This is a genomic window from Acerihabitans arboris, assembly GCF_010131535.1.
GTDB classification, from domain to species: Bacteria; Pseudomonadota; Gammaproteobacteria; order Enterobacterales; family Enterobacteriaceae; genus Acerihabitans; species Acerihabitans arboris.
Genome location: NZ_WUBS01000002.1, coordinates 434,747 through 449,142 on the forward strand (window position 1 = coordinate 434,747; position 14,396 = coordinate 449,142).

General features: G+C 52.8%; 18 protein-coding genes and 1 tRNA gene. 11 read left to right on the forward strand and 8 right to left on the reverse strand.

Going from position 1 to position 14,396, the window contains the following annotated elements; all coding sequences use genetic code 11:
• Positions 1–7: 7 nt before the first annotated feature.
• The 3 genes from rutC to GRH90_RS04245 all read left to right on the forward strand — a co-directional run bounded on the left by rutC (position 8) and on the right by GRH90_RS04245 (position 1,735).
• Positions 8–418 (forward strand): pyrimidine utilization protein C, encoded by a 411-nt coding sequence (gene rutC, locus GRH90_RS04235; protein ID WP_162364635.1) that lies wholly within the window; start codon positions 8–10, stop codon positions 416–418.
• 3 nt (positions 419–421) lie between these two features.
• Positions 422–1,207, forward strand: a complete 786-nt coding sequence (rutD, locus tag GRH90_RS04240) for a pyrimidine utilization protein D (protein ID WP_162364636.1) — start codon at positions 422–424, stop codon at positions 1,205–1,207.
• A gap of 270 nt (positions 1,208–1,477) precedes the next feature.
• On the forward strand, positions 1,478–1,735 hold the full coding sequence (locus GRH90_RS04245; protein ID WP_162364637.1) for a DUF1883 domain-containing protein: 258 nt from the start codon (positions 1,478–1,480) through the stop codon (positions 1,733–1,735).
• A gap of 186 nt (positions 1,736–1,921) precedes the next feature.
• On the opposite strand, the gene GRH90_RS04250 is transcribed toward GRH90_RS04245, so the two are convergent.
• Complete coding sequence (locus GRH90_RS04250) at positions 1,922–2,101, reverse strand: con-10 family general stress protein (protein WP_162364638.1); 180 nt, start codon at positions 2,099–2,101, stop codon at positions 1,922–1,924.
• Positions 2,102–2,567: 466 nt separating this feature from the next.
• Here GRH90_RS04250 and wrbA point away from each other — a divergent pair, with 466 nt between their 5' ends.
• Positions 2,568–3,167 (forward strand): NAD(P)H:quinone oxidoreductase, encoded by a 600-nt coding sequence (gene wrbA / locus GRH90_RS04255; RefSeq protein ID WP_162364639.1) that lies wholly within the window; start codon positions 2,568–2,570, stop codon positions 3,165–3,167.
• A gap of 699 nt (positions 3,168–3,866) precedes the next feature.
• The gene (locus tag GRH90_RS04260; RefSeq protein ID WP_162364640.1) at positions 3,867–4,070 is read left to right on the forward strand and encodes an Hha/YmoA family nucleoid-associated regulatory protein; all 204 of its coding nucleotides are present in this window, start codon (positions 3,867–3,869) and stop codon (positions 4,068–4,070) included.
• Positions 4,071–4,352: 282 nt separating this feature from the next.
• Here the strand turns inward: GRH90_RS04260 and GRH90_RS04265 are convergent, their stop codons facing one another.
• The 4 genes from GRH90_RS04265 to GRH90_RS04280 all read right to left on the reverse strand — a co-directional run bounded on the left by GRH90_RS04265 (position 4,353) and on the right by GRH90_RS04280 (position 6,938).
• Positions 4,353–4,646: a hypothetical protein gene (locus GRH90_RS04265; protein WP_162364641.1), complete on the reverse strand. Its 294-nt coding sequence runs from the start codon at positions 4,644–4,646 to the stop codon at positions 4,353–4,355.
• A gap of 410 nt (positions 4,647–5,056) precedes the next feature.
• The gene (locus GRH90_RS04270; protein ID WP_162364642.1) at positions 5,057–5,323 is read right to left on the reverse strand and encodes a sigma-S stabilization anti-adapter protein IraP; all 267 of its coding nucleotides are present in this window, start codon (positions 5,321–5,323) and stop codon (positions 5,057–5,059) included.
• Between the two features lie 227 nt (positions 5,324–5,550).
• A complete protein-coding gene (nac, locus tag GRH90_RS04275) occupies positions 5,551–6,474 on the reverse strand; it encodes a nitrogen assimilation transcriptional regulator NAC (RefSeq protein WP_162364643.1) in 924 nt (307 codons plus the stop codon).
• 376 nt (positions 6,475–6,850) lie between these two features.
• Positions 6,851–6,938 (reverse strand) — tRNA-Ser (locus GRH90_RS04280).
• A gap of 238 nt (positions 6,939–7,176) precedes the next feature.
• On the opposite strand from GRH90_RS04280, the gene yccA reads away from it, so the two are divergent.
• Both yccA and GRH90_RS04290 read left to right on the forward strand, forming a co-directional pair.
• Positions 7,177–7,836, forward strand: a complete 660-nt coding sequence (yccA, locus tag GRH90_RS04285) for an FtsH protease modulator YccA (protein WP_162364644.1) — start codon at positions 7,177–7,179, stop codon at positions 7,834–7,836.
• Positions 7,837–7,951: 115 nt separating this feature from the next.
• A complete protein-coding gene (locus GRH90_RS04290; protein WP_162364645.1) occupies positions 7,952–8,278 on the forward strand; it encodes a TusE/DsrC/DsvC family sulfur relay protein in 327 nt (108 codons plus the stop codon).
• Between the two features lies 1 nt (position 8,279).
• Here the strand turns inward: GRH90_RS04290 and yccX are convergent, their stop codons facing one another.
• Positions 8,280–8,558, reverse strand: a complete 279-nt coding sequence (gene yccX, locus GRH90_RS04295) for an acylphosphatase (protein WP_162364697.1) — start codon at positions 8,556–8,558, stop codon at positions 8,280–8,282.
• Between the two features lie 89 nt (positions 8,559–8,647).
• On the opposite strand from yccX, the gene rlmI reads away from it, so the two are divergent.
• Together rlmI and hspQ are read left to right on the forward strand one after the other, a co-directional pair.
• Complete coding sequence (gene rlmI / locus GRH90_RS04300; RefSeq protein ID WP_162364696.1) at positions 8,648–9,838, forward strand: 23S rRNA (cytosine(1962)-C(5))-methyltransferase RlmI; 1,191 nt, start codon at positions 8,648–8,650, stop codon at positions 9,836–9,838.
• Positions 9,839–9,998: 160 nt separating this feature from the next.
• Positions 9,999–10,316: a heat shock protein HspQ gene (hspQ, locus tag GRH90_RS04305; protein WP_162364646.1), complete on the forward strand. Its 318-nt coding sequence runs from the start codon at positions 9,999–10,001 to the stop codon at positions 10,314–10,316.
• Between the two features lie 45 nt (positions 10,317–10,361).
• Here hspQ and GRH90_RS04310 read toward each other — a convergent pair whose 3' ends face one another.
• Positions 10,362–10,775, reverse strand: coding sequence for a CoA-binding protein (locus tag GRH90_RS04310; protein WP_162364647.1), 414 nt, complete (start codon positions 10,773–10,775; stop codon positions 10,362–10,364).
• Between the two features lie 195 nt (positions 10,776–10,970).
• Here GRH90_RS04310 and GRH90_RS04315 point away from each other — a divergent pair, with 195 nt between their 5' ends.
• Both GRH90_RS04315 and GRH90_RS04320 read left to right on the forward strand, forming a co-directional pair.
• Positions 10,971–11,624, forward strand: a complete 654-nt coding sequence (locus GRH90_RS04315; protein ID WP_162364648.1) for a YccT family protein — start codon at positions 10,971–10,973, stop codon at positions 11,622–11,624.
• A 96-nt stretch (positions 11,625–11,720) separates the two neighbouring features.
• Entirely contained in the window at positions 11,721–12,179 is a 459-nt protein-coding gene (locus GRH90_RS04320) for a methylglyoxal synthase (protein ID WP_162364649.1), read from the forward strand.
• A 65-nt stretch (positions 12,180–12,244) separates the two neighbouring features.
• Here the strand turns inward: GRH90_RS04320 and helD are convergent, their stop codons facing one another.
• Entirely contained in the window at positions 12,245–14,299 is a 2,055-nt protein-coding gene (helD, locus tag GRH90_RS04325; RefSeq protein WP_162364650.1) for a DNA helicase IV, read from the reverse strand.
• Between the last annotated feature and the right edge of the window lie 97 nt (positions 14,300–14,396).

A 14,396-nucleotide genomic window follows, 5' to 3' on the forward strand; every position in this document is an offset into this window, starting at 1 on the left:
AATAGTTATGCCAAAAACCATTATTACCCCTCCCGGCACCGGTATTCCATTGGCGCCGTTTGTTCCCGGTACGCTCGCGGACGGCGTGGTCTATGTCTCCGGCACCCTGCCTTTCGACAAAGATAATAACGTGGTACATATCGGTGATGCCGCGGCCCAGGCGCGCCATGTGCTGGAAATAATCAAGAGCGTTATCGAAACCGCCGGCGGCACCATGGATGATGTCACCTTCAATTCGATATTCATTACCGATTGGGCTGACTACGCCGCCATCAATAAAGTTTATGCGGAATATTTCCCCGGTGAAAAACCGGCGCGTTTTTGTATCCAGTGCGGATTGGTTAAACCGGATGCCAAAATAGAAATTGCCACAATTGCGCATATCGGCAACAATCGAAACGGAAGCCGGGAGTCATAATCGATGTATTATGAAACGGCAGGTTTGCAGGATGCCGATGCGCCGACGGTGCTGATGTCGGCCGGCCTGGGCGGCAGCGGCGCGTTTTGGGCGCCGCAGTTGGCGGCCCTGGGCGATTCGTTTCGTATCATACTCTACGATCATGCGGGTACGGGACGTAGCCGGGGAACCTTGCCTGGAGACTATGGCATGGGCCATATGGCCGAAGACGCGATCGCGCTGCTCGACCGGCTGGCCATCGGCCGCTGTCATTTTATCGGCCATGCGCTTGGCGGTATGATCGGACTGGAGCTTGCCTTGGCGCATCCGGAACGGATAGACCGGCTGGTGGTTATTAATAGCTGGTTAACCTTGGATCCCCATACCCGCCGCTGCTTTGATATCCGCCGGCAGATATTACGCGACAGTGGAGTTGAGGCCTATGTCCGGGCCCAGCCGCTTTTTCTTTATCCCGCCGATTGGTTGTCGCGGCATGACGCCCTGCTTAAACTAGAGGAGGCGTTGCAAATCCAGCATTTCCAGGGAAGCCAAAATTTACTCAGGCGGCTGCGCGCGCTGATGGACACCGATTTTTCCCAGCGCCTCGCGCCTTTATCCGCTCCCGTCCTGGTAATGAGTTGCCGGGATGACATGCTGGTGCCATGGCAATGCTCGCGTGCGCTGGCCAACGCCCTGCCTGCCGCCGAGCTGCTGGAAATGTCGTATGGCGGGCATGCCATGAGCGTCAGTAATAGCGCGCAATTTAATCCGTTGTTGAAGGCATATCTCCAACGGCTACCGGCGGCATGATATCCATTATCTCGGGCTGTGGCGATCGATAAAAGGAATTGCATTAATTTCAAGGGACTGCATAAAGGCGCGGGTTGGCATTTCGTGAGTGCCGTCAGTGTATTTTCAACTATTTTTTTTAATCTCAATAAAATTTGATTAAAGTCATTAATTTTAGACCCGCGCAATGATTTTATAACAGCAGACGTTCTTTTGGCCTGTCAGTGAAGTGGTTCACGCAAACGCTGCCGTGTCAGAGAAAACTTATCATTGAGATTGGGGAGTTGTTCCATGTCCATAATTCGTACGCGGCTAAAATTATTTGGTGGCGACACGGTTGTTGTCCATTGTTCGCAAAAATGCAATATCCACCTGCTGTGTGAAAATCAGCAGCCGGCCGCCCCGTCGACCTTGGGCTTTGGCGATATCCCGGGCGTCAGCAACCGGGCAACGGCCTATTTAGGTGTGCCTTACAGCGGTTTATGGAGTGTGGTTATCGATGCCAAAAGTGAAAGCCCGGAGCATTCGGTCAGCTATTTACCGGCATAACCCCGCGCACCGGTTCTGGGCGTAGGCGCATACCCGCCCGTATTGAACAGAGGTTGCAACGCTCCATTCCATTTTAACCGCTATGTTTTAACCGATGCATTTTGACCGACTTCCCCACTTGCGGCCATAAAACGAAAAAAGCCGCCGGGTTTCCCCGGCGGCCTGGTGGTTATGCCTTATCACGGATTAAGATGAACTCCGGCGACCGCTATTGCTGCTTCGGCCGCCTTTCTCACCCGCTTCGGACGCGCGCCGCGGGTCGTTCTTAAAATTCCCCCCGCTGTGCTGACCACCTTTCTTACCCGCTTCTGACGCTCTTTCACGATCTTCAGCAAAGTTACCTGAACCGCCACGATGTTCGGTCATTGTTAACCTCCGAGTAGGGTTAAGAGAATCATAGTGCTTTTTTGAAGATAATCGCCTAAGGGCCTTATCTTCCGAAGACGTCGACCTTCAAACAAACTGCCTCGTTGCCGCCGTCTTGAAAATAAGTATAGGCAATGAGCGCGGACTCAGGAAAAATATTAACATCATGAAACAAAAAGCACATAAATAATAAATAGCGCTATAAATCCGAACTGGTATTTATCTGAATTAAATAATAAATTCAGGGTATCTACACCTATGTCGCCCATCGTGTATTCAGAAATATTTATTATCATTTTGCACAGATAATTCTCCTCACTCGCCAATCAGCTGTCCAGCCATGGCCTCACTCAATATTATTATTAATTTGCATAGTGCGGGTAACCTATTATGTTTAAAGAAATGCAGCGAGATTCACTACGCATCAGTGGCCTGATGCCATATCCTACTATAAGGAAGCACTGCTATGGCAAAGATTCTGGTACTTTATTATTCAATGTATGGTCACATCGCCACCATGGCCGAGGCCGTGGCGGAAGGCGCGCGCAAGGTCAGCGGAGCCGAGGTTACCGTTAAACGCGTGCCCGAAACCATGCCGCCGGACCTGTTCGCCCAAGCGGGCGGTAAATCCGGTTCAAACGTGCCGGAAGCCAGGCCGCAGGAGCTGGCCGATTATGACGCCATTATTTTCGGCACGCCGACCCGCTTTGGCAACATGAGCGGGCAAATGCGAACTTTCCTTGACCAAACCGGAGCCTTGTGGGCCTCTGGGGCGCTTTACGGCAAAATCGGCAGCGTATTTACCTCCACCGGCACCGGCGGCGGCCAGGAGCATACCATCACCTCCACCTGGACGACCCTGGCCCACCATGGCTTCATCCTGGTGCCTATCGGCTACGGCGCCAAACAGCTGTTCGACATCTCGCAGGTGCGCGGTGGGACGCCTTATGGCGCCTCGACCCTGGCAGGTGGAGACGGCTCCCGCCAGCCGTCCGCCCAGGAGCTGGACATTGCCCGCTACCAGGGTGAGTACGTCGCGGGTATTGCGCAAAAGATGAAAAACTGAACAGCGGCATTATGTTGTCTGGATATCGCGGACGCCGCCGTCCGAGCGGCGGCGTTTTCCACAGGCTAACGGCGAGCTTGGGCCTTCTTTGGCCAGGCTCAATTAACTCAATCATGATCTCATATTTTTAAATCAAATATTAGCCGTTTGCACTAAAAATAAAACGTTATTTTATATTTTTTATCTTTATCGGCGTGTTTTTTAGTCCATAAAATATATTTCACATTAATTATTTCTATAATCCTTATGTCATATTGGCACCCTAACTATACGGAAGATATGCTTTTTGTGTCACGCAAACAAATGCATAATAGCTAAAAGAATCAGCTGGAAATTCAATATTCATCGCAAAATTGAGTTTTTTGACAATGATTTTCCAAGCCACGGACAAACTGATATGATACGCTCTCACTGACGTCGGAAAGTTATGTTTAAAGCGTTCTGCTAAAAACTCCTCTGTTAGAATTCATTGAGTAAGGTTGCATACTTTACCTGGCTCAAATGAACCTGCGCGGCGCTGGATGACCGTATGCTAAGGATAATGTGAGCCCTGTTATAGCCGGCGCGCTTACCGGCGATAGCCGTATTGTTATTGTGCCCGGGCGATTTGACAACATTTGACTTTGATTATATCAAGGCCATTTTAACCACAGACTTTTCTGATTTTTTTCATTACTTATAGCGGATGAATGCGATTTTATGGGCAAAGTTGATTTTTTAATGAGATTGAGGCGTTGCAGTACGGTTGAAACCTTGGAAAAGGTGGTTGAGCATATGAAAGAAAGGTTGCCGGAAGCGGAGCTGGTCGAGTTCTACGGCGCGGCAGATCACCGCCTGGCAGAGCTGACGATGGGGAAACTGTATGACAGGGTGCCACCTGCCGTATGGCAGTATGTCAGATAATTTCCTGGGCCGGCAAACACGCGGGAATGAAGGATACTATTGGAACCGGTTTGGCTGATCTATGTGAACGACGGGTATAACGTGACGGATGTGAAATGGCTTCAGTAAAATAACTTGATATAAAATCGGGGTGATGAAAATACGGTTTGCAAAGACTCGTCAAGGGCGGACTGCCTATCCGCGGGCAGGGCATGTTGAATCGAATAGGTTCACAGCCCCGTGGTTATGCCCCGTTATGGCTGGCGTAGGCCATACCCAATCATGTTGTCCCCGGTGAAGCTGTCAACCTACTTTCTGCCGCTGGTTACTGCTGCCATAATTACGCAGAAACTCATATCCCAGCTCTGTTACGCCTCCCGCCACCAACACCCTGGAAAACGTCAGCCGCTCGGTAAAATCGGCAATACCAAACTGGCAATGTTCCAATAATCCTTCACTGTCCGCGTAGCTAATAGCTTTTGCTATCTGCTGGAAATCGTCCAACGCTTCCTGCGTGGCGGCTTCAGGGATAAACAGCTTTTTACCCGCGCAGATTTCTTCCAGTGCGTTTTGCAGGATTAACCCTAGTGTCTTCATAATTATCAACCTACTAACATCGAAGCGGTCTGTTTGGAGAACCAAAAAATTATCTATTATTAAAACTAGTATATTCATCGGGACCAAGATTGCTCGTCCAGAAAACCAATTTATAATATCTCTCTGAAAATAGTCCTTAGCACAGTGAAAAATATTTTTTCCGCTATAAAAATCCACGTTTTATCGTCAGCTGAAGGACAAGAATATCTGCCGGGGGATGTTCTGCGTCTGCTATCGCTATATATTTTAAAATATAGCGGTAACAGGACTAATGAGGGCTGAATGAGAATTAACCAACATGCCTGGTTGGGTACGGATAACATATGGTTCTATATTTACAATTAGAAAACTATTGCAACCTTAATTAACAGACATTTCCAACCTGGATAACAAACCGGCCGTCGGGTCGCTCACCGCCGTTTGGCCACGTCAGTGATGCGCGCGATGTTCATATCGAGCAGATCTATATCGGACTTGTAGGCAATATCCGTACGTTGCCTCATCTCATCCAACGCGGTTTCCACCGTCACGATAACATCCTCTTTTTGCTGGTGCCCCAGCGCTGAAATCAGTGCGGCGACTAATATTTCGAGTGATTCAACGGTGGCATGCAGTTCTTTCTCCGCCGCTTCTTTTTGGGCTAGCGTGATCAGCAATTGAGACAGTAAGCTGTTCATTGTGGTTCCTTGAATGAAATCTTATGCGCGACGCGCTTTATATCGCCTGAAACCAGCCAAATTTCTTTTAGTATATTAATTGATTAGATTATTTTATATCAAGCGAATAATGATAGTGGATGTAAGGATACAGCACATCACCTGACCAAGTGCCATGAGCAATGAGAAAAAACGGCACCTTATGAAAGGTTACCGTTTTTAGGGTTCGGCCCGAGACGGAAAGCAGGTTAACTGGCCAGCAGCAGGGCCTGTTTTTCCTGGGCAGGTCTTGCGGACGTCGCCAGGGAAGTCAGCAGGTTTTTAACCACCATCGCCGAGGGCGACAAAGGCAAACGTGACGACATGTTCAAGGTCAGCGGCAAAGGCAAGCCAGGGCTGACGATACGTGACATCCAGGCATTCGCCGATCGCACCACCGCCGATGCGGTGGATTCCGGCAGTACCGCCGCGCCCATACCGCTGGCAACCGCGGCGGTCAGGGTGGCGATGGAGTCGATTTCACCGATGATCTTCGCGCTCAGGCGACGCAATGAGAAAGCTTCGTCCACACGTTTGCGGATAGCCGAGAAGTCGCACGGCAGGAACAATTGCCTGCTGGCGACATCATGCAGTTCGATACTTTTGCCAGGATTATCCTGCGTGCCAACCAGGTACAGGTCTTCCTTAAGCAACGGTAAACTATTAATTCCGGAATAAATGGCTGGATCGTAATGAACAGCCAAATCTAAATGGCCGCTGCTGACCTTTTCATTCAGCACCGTGGAACTGTTTTCATGCAGATATACCGTTAATTGCGGGTATTGGTCTCTGACGGATTGCAGTAACGGCATGATAAGCGGACAGGATGACGTACCTGGAGCCAGGCCGATGGACACCTGGCCGTTCAGGGTTTGATCAACGTTGCAGACGGCTTTTTGGGCAAGTTCGCACTGTTGCAAAATAGCACGGGCATGTGAATAGAGAATTTTACCGGCTTCTGTGGGGGTCACCCCACGTTTGGTTCTTATCAGTAATTTCTGATCTAATTCACTTTCCAGCGTGGCAACTTGTTGACTTAACGCGGGTTGCGCAATATGCAGGACTTCCGCCGCCTGTGTCAGGCTACCGATATCGACGATTTTCACAAAGTATTTTAGTCGTCTTAAGTTCATTTCTGCCTCCGTCGCAGCTTGGCCATAACTAGCGGAAGTGATTAATGCAAGAAGCAGACCAAAGCATAAAAACTGACGCGATTTTATGAGCCTTGACAAAGTTTACAGTTAAATAAGAATAAGTTATGGCAAGCTCAGTGATAGTAGCGCGCCATTATCAAAGCAAAATGACAAGGTTAACCACGGGTCGGATTGCCCGCCATGCACCATAATGACGCATAAACGGCGCTGGCGTCGCCGTTTGCTTGCCATAAAAGGCATTTACGCACAACAAAACCCGCAGGTGACGAAAATCAGGATAAACAACAAGGATGCTAACGAGAGGACCCTGGCCGACGCTGTCGTTAATTAAAGCCTGGCCGGGATAGAAGAAAGATGGCGGAGGAGTAGAGATTCGAACTCTAGAACGCTTGCGCGTCGCCGGTTTTCAAGACCGGTGCCTTCAACCACTCGGCCACTCCTCCGCAACGAGGCGAACTATAAACAGAGTCGTTTCTGTTGTAAAGAGCGTTTTGATCCAATCGCTTGAAATTTCACCCGTAGTATCCTCGATGCGTAATTAATCATCATATAAGGAGCGCGTTTACGCGTAACAATAGCCTTTGTCAGCGTAAAGAAGGGTAAAACGATTTTGCCTGGTGCCGGCAACCTATTAATCTGATAATTGAATATTCGTCAATATCACCATTGAGAGGCTATCCCATGGATCGTTTGGTCGTGACAACCTCGCGTGAGCATTCGCTATTAAGCACCCATAAGGTGCTGCGTAATACTTATTTCCTGCTGTCGTTGACGTTGGGCTTTTCGGCATTGACGGCTACCGCCAGTACCTTGCTGCAATTACCCGCGCCCGGCCTTATCCTGATGATGGTCGGGTTTTACGGACTGATGTTCCTGACCTACCGGCTGGCCAACAGCCCGGCGGGAATAATTGCCGCCTTCGCGTTTACCGGCTTCCTGGGTTATGCGCTGGGTCCATTGCTGAGCATGCTCCTGGCCTCCGGCGCCGGTGAAGTGATTATGGTGGCCCTGGGCGGTACCGCGCTGGTGTTTTTCGCCTGCTCCGCGTATGTACTGACCACCCGCAAGGATATGTCGTTCCTGTCAGGTATGATGATGGCGGGATTCGTGGTGCTGCTGGTGGCGGTCATCGCCAACCTGTTCCTGCATATCCCGGCGCTGTCGCTGGCGATAAGCGTGCTGTTTATCCTCTTCTCGTCCGGCGCTATCTTATGGGAAACCAGCAACATCATCCACGGCGGCGAAACCAACTATATTCGCGCCACCGTAGGCCTCTATGTCTCGCTCTATAATATTTTCGTCAGCTTGCTGAGCATCCTTGGTTTTATGCGCAGCAATTGACAGCAGGACCCGCATTTGCTCATTTTCACCCCGCTTTGGCGGGGTTTTATTTTTTCCATCGGCTGAAATTTGTTAATATAGGTCCGTGGCAGTTAAAGAATACCTGGGAAATGTAATGCAATTTAATGGCGTTGAAATAGCAACCGATGAGCAGGGTTATTTGAAAAACAGCGCGGATTGGCATGAGGCGCTGGCGGCGGCAATAGCCTTGCGGGAGCACATCGATATGACGGAAGCCCATTGGCAGGTCATCCATTTCGTGCGCGATTTTTATCTGCAGTACAATACCTCGCCCGCCATCCGGATGCTGGTCAAGGCCATGGGGCAAAAATACGGCGAAGAAAAAGGCAACAGCCGTTACCTGTATCGTTTATTTCCACAGGGACCGGCCAAGCAGGCAACCAAAATCGCCGGGTTGCCCAAACCGGTCAACTGTATCTGATTCAGTGACGGATTTGGAAACCGTCAAAATCAGCGACGCTTTTCGGCTCGGTCAGGATACGCTCGATATGCGCGCCGCGCGGGCCGCCCTGTTTTAGCCAGGCAAGCAGCTTATCCACCTGCGCCTGGTCGCCGCAGGCCACCACTTCCACGCCGCCGTCATCCTGGTTGCGCGTATAACCCGAGAGCTCCAATTGTTTTGCCTGATGCTGGGTTGAATAGCGAAACCCTACGCCCTGCACCACGCCATAGACATACACGGCGGTACATACCTTGCCCATCATTTCCCCCTTGCGTCTGCTAATGTTTGCAATTGGCGGAGCTTCTTCGCAAAATGGCGCTCCTTTTCTCAGGTTTAGTATACCTCATGATGACAAAACGTCTTTTTCTGGCCAAGGGCCGCGAAAAATCGCTCCTTCGCCGCCATCCCTGGATTTTTTCCGGCGCCGTCCAACGCCTTGAAGGCAAACCCCAGTCGGGCGAAACCATAGAAATCTGCGATGATAAAGGCAGCTGGCTGGCCCGCGCGGCCTATTCGCCATCGTCGCAAATCCGCGCCCGCGTGTGGACTTTCCTGGCCGATGAAGAAATTGATGTTGATTTTTTTGTCCGGCGCCTGAACGTCGCCCAGGGATTTCGCGACCTGTTGGCCGCCAGGGACGGGCTGGATGCCTATCGGCTGATTGCCGGCGAATCCGACGGGTTGCCGGGCATTACCATCGATCGTTACGGCCGTTTTTTTGTCCTGCAGTTACTGTCGGCGGGTGCGGAATATCACCGGCCCACGCTGACGCTGGCGCTGCAGCGCTGTTATCCCGACTGCGCAATCTACGATCGTTCGGACGTTTCGGTGCGTAAAAAGGAAGGTCTGGAACTGGCCAGCGGCGTGATTGTCGGCGAGACGCCTCCGGAACTGCTCGCCATTCGCGAGCATGATATGGCTATCCTGGTGGATATTACCCAGGGGCATAAAACCGGTTTTTATCTCGATCAGCGCGATAGCCGCCTGGCCGCGCGTAAATATGCCGCGGGCCGGCGGGTGCTGAACTGTTTTTCCTATACCGGGGCGTTTTCGGTGTCGGTATTGCTGGGCGGCTGCCAACGGGTGACCAGCGTCGATACGTCGCAGCACGTACTGGACATCGCCAGGAAAAATATCGAACTAAACCAGCTTGATGTGTCGAAGGCCGAATTCGTGCGCGATGATGTGTTCCAGTTGCTGCGTAAATATCGCGAGGAAGGCCGGCAATTCGATATGATCATCATGGATCCGCCCAAATTCGTCGAAAACAAAAACCAGCTGGCCAGCGCCTGCCGCGGTTATAAAGATATTAATATGCTGGCGATGCAGTTGCTGGCGCCGGAAGGCATTTTGTTAACCTTCTCCTGCTCCGGCCTGATGACCACCGATTTATTCCAGAAAATTATCGCCGACGCCGCGCTGGACGCCCACCGGGATGCGCAGTTTATCGAACAGTTTCGCCAGGCGGCCGATCATCCGGTCATGGCGCCCTATCCGGAAGGACTCTATTTGAAAGGCTTCGCCTGCCGGGTAATTTGATTGGGCTGAAGAGCCCCCCTTGATATTGCCCACTTATCCCCCATATTTAAGGTAAGGCGGTACTCGGCGTTTTCCATGACGCTATACCGGGCGCAATTTGCGGCACTGTTGAGACAAGATTCGATAGGCCGCGCAGGGTACTACATCGCGGGGGTTTGATATGATAGCCAGCAAATTTGGAATCGGACAACAGGTTCGCCATAAATTATTGGGGTATTTGGGAGTGGTTATCGATGTCGATCCTGAATATTCTTTGGAAAAACCTTCTCTGGATGAGATTGCGGCTGATGACAAACTTCGTTCAGCGCCCTGGTATCACGTGGTAATGGAAGACGAGGAAGGTAAACCGGTCCATACTTACCTGGCTGAAATCCAGTTGGGCTATGAGGCGACGCCGGTTCATCCTGAGCAGCCGACCCTGGACGATCTGGCGGAGTCTATCCGGCAGCAGCTCCAGGCGCCGCGGCTGAGAAACTAACCGCAGGCACCGGGCGGGCTTCCCCGCCCGCCGACATGCCGTCGCTTATTTAGCCAACCCCAGGCGCGGAATCTCAATTTTCGGACACCGATCCATCACCACCTGCATACCGACATTCTTCGCCAGCACCGCCGCCTGTTCGTTAATCACCCCCAGTTGCATCCACAGTACGGCGGCGTCAATCGCAATGGCTTGCTGCGCCAGGTCGTATACCGCCTCCGAACGCCGGAACACATCCACCATATCAACCTTGACCGGGATCTCGGTCAGGCTGCCATACGTTTTCTGGCCGAGGATCTCCTTGCCGGCCAACGCTGGATTAACCGGGAACACCTGATACCCCTGCTGAAGTAAATACGCCATGACGCCGTGGCTGGCGCGGGAAGGATTATCACTGGCGCCTACCAATGCAATAGTTTTCACGGAAGTCAGGATATCGGCGATATCGGTATCGGTCATGGCGCTACTCCGGTTTGGATAATTGAATTAAGTGTATACCAAGGCGCAAAAAATCTGACAAAACGAACCGGCATAATGATTTCAAAATAAAAATAATTGTGACTAAATAATACAAAAACACTATTATAAGCTAATTATTTACCTTTATTAGAAATCTGCTTTTATTAGAAACCTACTTTGTTCCGAGGAGAAATAATGCGTTTCATGCCCGCCGTCGTTATCGGGATTGGCCTGCTTGCCGGCATTCCCGCCCTGGCGACCACGCTGCGTTTGCCCGAGGAGATGGAATTGTTGATCGTCGACGGTAAACCGCTCGGCAGCACCCTGTTACGGGGCGCGGACAGCCTGGAGCTGGAGCAGGGCCGTCATCAACTGGTCTTTATTATCACCAAGGTGCTGCCTGACGCCACGGGAAGCCCGCGAAAGTACACCTCTCCCTATATTATCACCCAGTTTACTACCCAGTATGCGCGGCAATTAATCTTCCAGCTGCCGACGTTAGCCACGTCCGCCGATCGCGATCGTTTTAGCCACCAGCCGGTGATTCGCCTGCAGGATCAACGCGGCGTCGCCGTTGACGCGACCTTCAGCCGGTTAAATACCGATGGACAGGCGCTGATGGACGCGCTGCATCGTTACAATCTGAGCCTGGGGCTGGCGCAGGCAATACCGCCACCGACCGCCGGCGCCGGCAACGGGTCCGCCGCCGGCAGTACACCGATAACTGTCCCACCCGCGGCCGGCGCCGGCATGGGCCAAAACGAACGGATGCTGCGATTTTGGTTTTTACAGGCAGATGAGCCCACCCGCGAGCATTTCCTCCAGTGGGCGCGGCGGCAAACGCACTAAGGCGGGTTTATTTTACCGTCATGCGGGTTTAGCCCTTTGCAGTGAAACGGAGTTTCAGTAGTCTATGGACAGACTATTTTATTGAAGGAAAAGGATATGGAGTCAATTACCCGCACCATCGCCCTGCGTAAACATATTGCGTTGGTGGCGCACGATCACTGTAAGCAATCCTTGCTGAATTGGGTTGAAATCAATAAGGACCTGCTGTCGGAACATATTTTGTATGCCACCGGGACCACGGGTAACCTGGTACAGCGCAACACCGGCCTGCCGGTGCACAGTATGCTCAGCGGCCCTATGGGTGGCGATCAGCAGGTCGGCGCGCTGATTTCGGAAGGCAAGATCGATGTGCTGATTTTTTTCTGGGACCCGCTGAACGCCGTGCCGCACGACCCGGACGTCAAGGCATTACTGCGCCTGGCCACGGTATGGAATATCCCGGTGGCCACCAATCGCTCCACCGCCGATCTGTTGATCAGCTCCGCGTTGTTCAGTGGGGAAATTACCATCGAGATCCCGGATTACCAGCGTTACCTGACCGATCGCCTGAAATAACCGTTTGGGCGGGGCTATTCCCCGCCCCAGACCGCCCCGCACCCAGTCCTTCGCCACCCGCGCGCCTAGGGTTTTTTGGCCGTCGGCACACCCAGGCGCGCCAGGATATCGATAAACACCGAGGGTTGTTCTTCATCAGCCAGCAGCCACACCTGCTGTTTTGCCCGGGTTAACGCGACGTATAACAAGCGCCGCTCCTCGGCGTCGGGAAAATCCTCCGGCAGGGGCAGCAGCGCCTGCTCAACGATCGATTCCCGCTCCGGCGCGGGGAAACCATCCTTGCCCTGCGCCAGTCCCACGATAATGACATATTCCGCCTGCTGCCCTTTGCTGCCGTGCATGGTCATGAAATCGAGATTAAGGGTCGGCCAGCGGGTGGCCGCCTTATCCAGCTGTGGCGGACGCAGATAGTGGTAGCGGGCCAGCACCAGAATCCGTTCATCAGGGCGCGCATAACCGCTGAGCTTATCCAGCAGCGCGTCCAATGCGCCGGCAGGCAGGATCATTACCGATTTTTTGGTACCTTTGGTCAGGCTGTTAAGCGGCTTTTTCAGCTGATGGGGATTTTGCAGCACAAACGCGCTGGCGATTTCGCCGATGCGTTGATTGAAACGGTAAGTGGTGTCCAGCGCACACTGCGCACCCTCGCCGAACCGCTCGCTAAAGGACGTGGTCAGGGAAAGCTCGGCGCCGCTGAAACGATAAATGGCCTGCCAGTCGTCACCGACGGCAAACAGGGACGTCCTGCGGTTTTGCTGGTAAAGCGCGTCCAGCAGCCGCGCGCGCTGGGGCGAGATGTCCTGGTATTCATCCACCAGGATATGCTTCCACGGACTGATAAAACGGCCTTTTTGCAGGATATCCACCGCCTGGTGGATCAGCCCGGAAAAATCGACCGCGCCTTCTTCCTTCAGCGCCTGCTTCCAGGCCTTTAACAGCGGCGCCAGCAGCCGGATGCGTTTGGTGAACAGATCGCGGATGTCCTCCGGCGCCTGTTCAATCATCTGCGCCTGACTGCCACCATCCATCCTCATCAATCCGATCCAGCGTTCAATCCGCACCGCCAGGCGTTGAGCCAGGCGCTCGTCATGCCAATAGTCGCCTTCGGGAACGTCCCACTCCAGCTCATCGGTAATCCATTGACGCCACCCTTTGGCCTGCGTTTTTTTCTGCGCGCACTGTTCGCGCCAGTGGCCGATCAATAATTTGCGCCGCTTCAGGCTATCGGTTTCCAGCGCGCTGATCACCGGCGCTTTTTTGCTGCCCTGGCGAATGATGAACAACGCCAGGGCATGGAATGTCCAGGCCTTGACCCCGTCGACCTGCAGCCGGGCCCGGATGCGCTCGTCCATCTCCTGCGCCGCCTGCCGGCCGAACGCCAGCATTAGGATCTGCTCCGGCAATGCCTCCTTGCGCCGCAATAACCAACCGGCGCGCGCCACCAGCACCGAGGTTTTGCCGCTGCCCGCACCGGCCAGTACCAATAACGCGTTTTCGCCGTTGATAACGGCGCGGGTTTGGGAGAGGTTAAGCGGCGAGCTTTCCACGGTATCGAAATAATCCTGATGCGCAATCAGCATCTTGTCGGTCCATTGCTGGTTGCGCTCCAGCACCATGGCCGGCCCCTGCTCCAGCCACCGCAGGCAGCGATGGTAATTGTCACGGCAAGGTTCAAACTCATCCAGCCGCGTCACCGGCAGCGGCAACGCGGCAAAAGCCTCGCGGATGCTGTTTTGCAATGCCGCCAGTTGATTAAGCGCAAACCAACCGTCCCGCGAGGTCATTTGCTCAATGGCGGTAATCTGCTGCCGCAGGACCGTGGCGCAGATCTGGCTCATCTCGCTGCTCCATTCCTGCCAGGCCTTGTGCAAGAAATGGTGGAAACGCTGCGTTTCCTGCCATTCGGTGCCGTGCAGGCGCACCACCTTCTCTTCCGGCAGCACAAACTCCAGTTCGCCCCAGACGATGCCCCGCTTGCAATGGATAGCGACAATTTGATTGAACGGAATCAGGTATTGGTGTTTGTCGCCGCTGACCTCGACGCCGGCATGCAGCAGTCGTACCCGGTTATAAGGATGCTGCGCAAGGTGCTTGCCGAACGAGGTCGATTTCAGTTCCATAAGATATGCCGGGTTCCGTATGGTTTATGCGTCGGGACGTAGTGTACCCATTTTAACTTGTTCTGCTCCACCCTGGAAATCAGGGTAGAATAACCGT

What these genes read in the sequence shown, in the direction of transcription:
- GRH90_RS04320 (WP_162364649.1), top strand. Translation starts at nt 11,721, where the DNA reads ATGGAGTCAATTACCCGCACCATCGCCCTGCGTAAACATATTGCGTTG.
- nac (WP_162364643.1), bottom strand. Translation starts at nt 6,474, where the DNA reads ATGAACTTAAGACGACTAAAATACTTTGTGAAAATCGTCGATATCGGT.
- GRH90_RS04245 (WP_162364637.1), top strand. Translation starts at nt 1,478, where the DNA reads ATGTCCATAATTCGTACGCGGCTAAAATTATTTGGTGGCGACACGGTT.
- yccX (WP_162364697.1), bottom strand. Translation starts at nt 8,558, where the DNA reads ATGGGCAAGGTATGTACCGCCGTGTATGTCTATGGCGTGGTGCAGGGC.
- GRH90_RS04315 (WP_162364648.1), top strand. Translation starts at nt 10,971, where the DNA reads ATGCGTTTCATGCCCGCCGTCGTTATCGGGATTGGCCTGCTTGCCGGC.
- yccA (WP_162364644.1), top strand. Translation starts at nt 7,177, where the DNA reads ATGGATCGTTTGGTCGTGACAACCTCGCGTGAGCATTCGCTATTAAGC.
- rutD (WP_162364636.1), top strand. Translation starts at nt 422, where the DNA reads ATGTATTATGAAACGGCAGGTTTGCAGGATGCCGATGCGCCGACGGTG.
- GRH90_RS04260 (WP_162364640.1), top strand. Translation starts at nt 3,867, where the DNA reads ATGGGCAAAGTTGATTTTTTAATGAGATTGAGGCGTTGCAGTACGGTT.
- GRH90_RS04290 (WP_162364645.1), top strand. Translation starts at nt 7,952, where the DNA reads ATGCAATTTAATGGCGTTGAAATAGCAACCGATGAGCAGGGTTATTTG.
- GRH90_RS04310 (WP_162364647.1), bottom strand. Translation starts at nt 10,775, where the DNA reads ATGACCGATACCGATATCGCCGATATCCTGACTTCCGTGAAAACTATT.
- helD (WP_162364650.1), bottom strand. Translation starts at nt 14,299, where the DNA reads ATGGAACTGAAATCGACCTCGTTCGGCAAGCACCTTGCGCAGCATCCT.
- rlmI (WP_162364696.1), top strand. Translation starts at nt 8,648, where the DNA reads ATGACAAAACGTCTTTTTCTGGCCAAGGGCCGCGAAAAATCGCTCCTT.
- GRH90_RS04265 (WP_162364641.1), bottom strand. Translation starts at nt 4,646, where the DNA reads ATGAAGACACTAGGGTTAATCCTGCAAAACGCACTGGAAGAAATCTGC.
- hspQ (WP_162364646.1), top strand. Translation starts at nt 9,999, where the DNA reads ATGATAGCCAGCAAATTTGGAATCGGACAACAGGTTCGCCATAAATTA.
- GRH90_RS04270 (WP_162364642.1), bottom strand. Translation starts at nt 5,323, where the DNA reads ATGAACAGCTTACTGTCTCAATTGCTGATCACGCTAGCCCAAAAAGAA.
- GRH90_RS04250 (WP_162364638.1), bottom strand. Translation starts at nt 2,101, where the DNA reads ATGACCGAACATCGTGGCGGTTCAGGTAACTTTGCTGAAGATCGTGAA.
- wrbA (WP_162364639.1), top strand. Translation starts at nt 2,568, where the DNA reads ATGGCAAAGATTCTGGTACTTTATTATTCAATGTATGGTCACATCGCC.
- rutC (WP_162364635.1), top strand. Translation starts at nt 8, where the DNA reads ATGCCAAAAACCATTATTACCCCTCCCGGCACCGGTATTCCATTGGCG.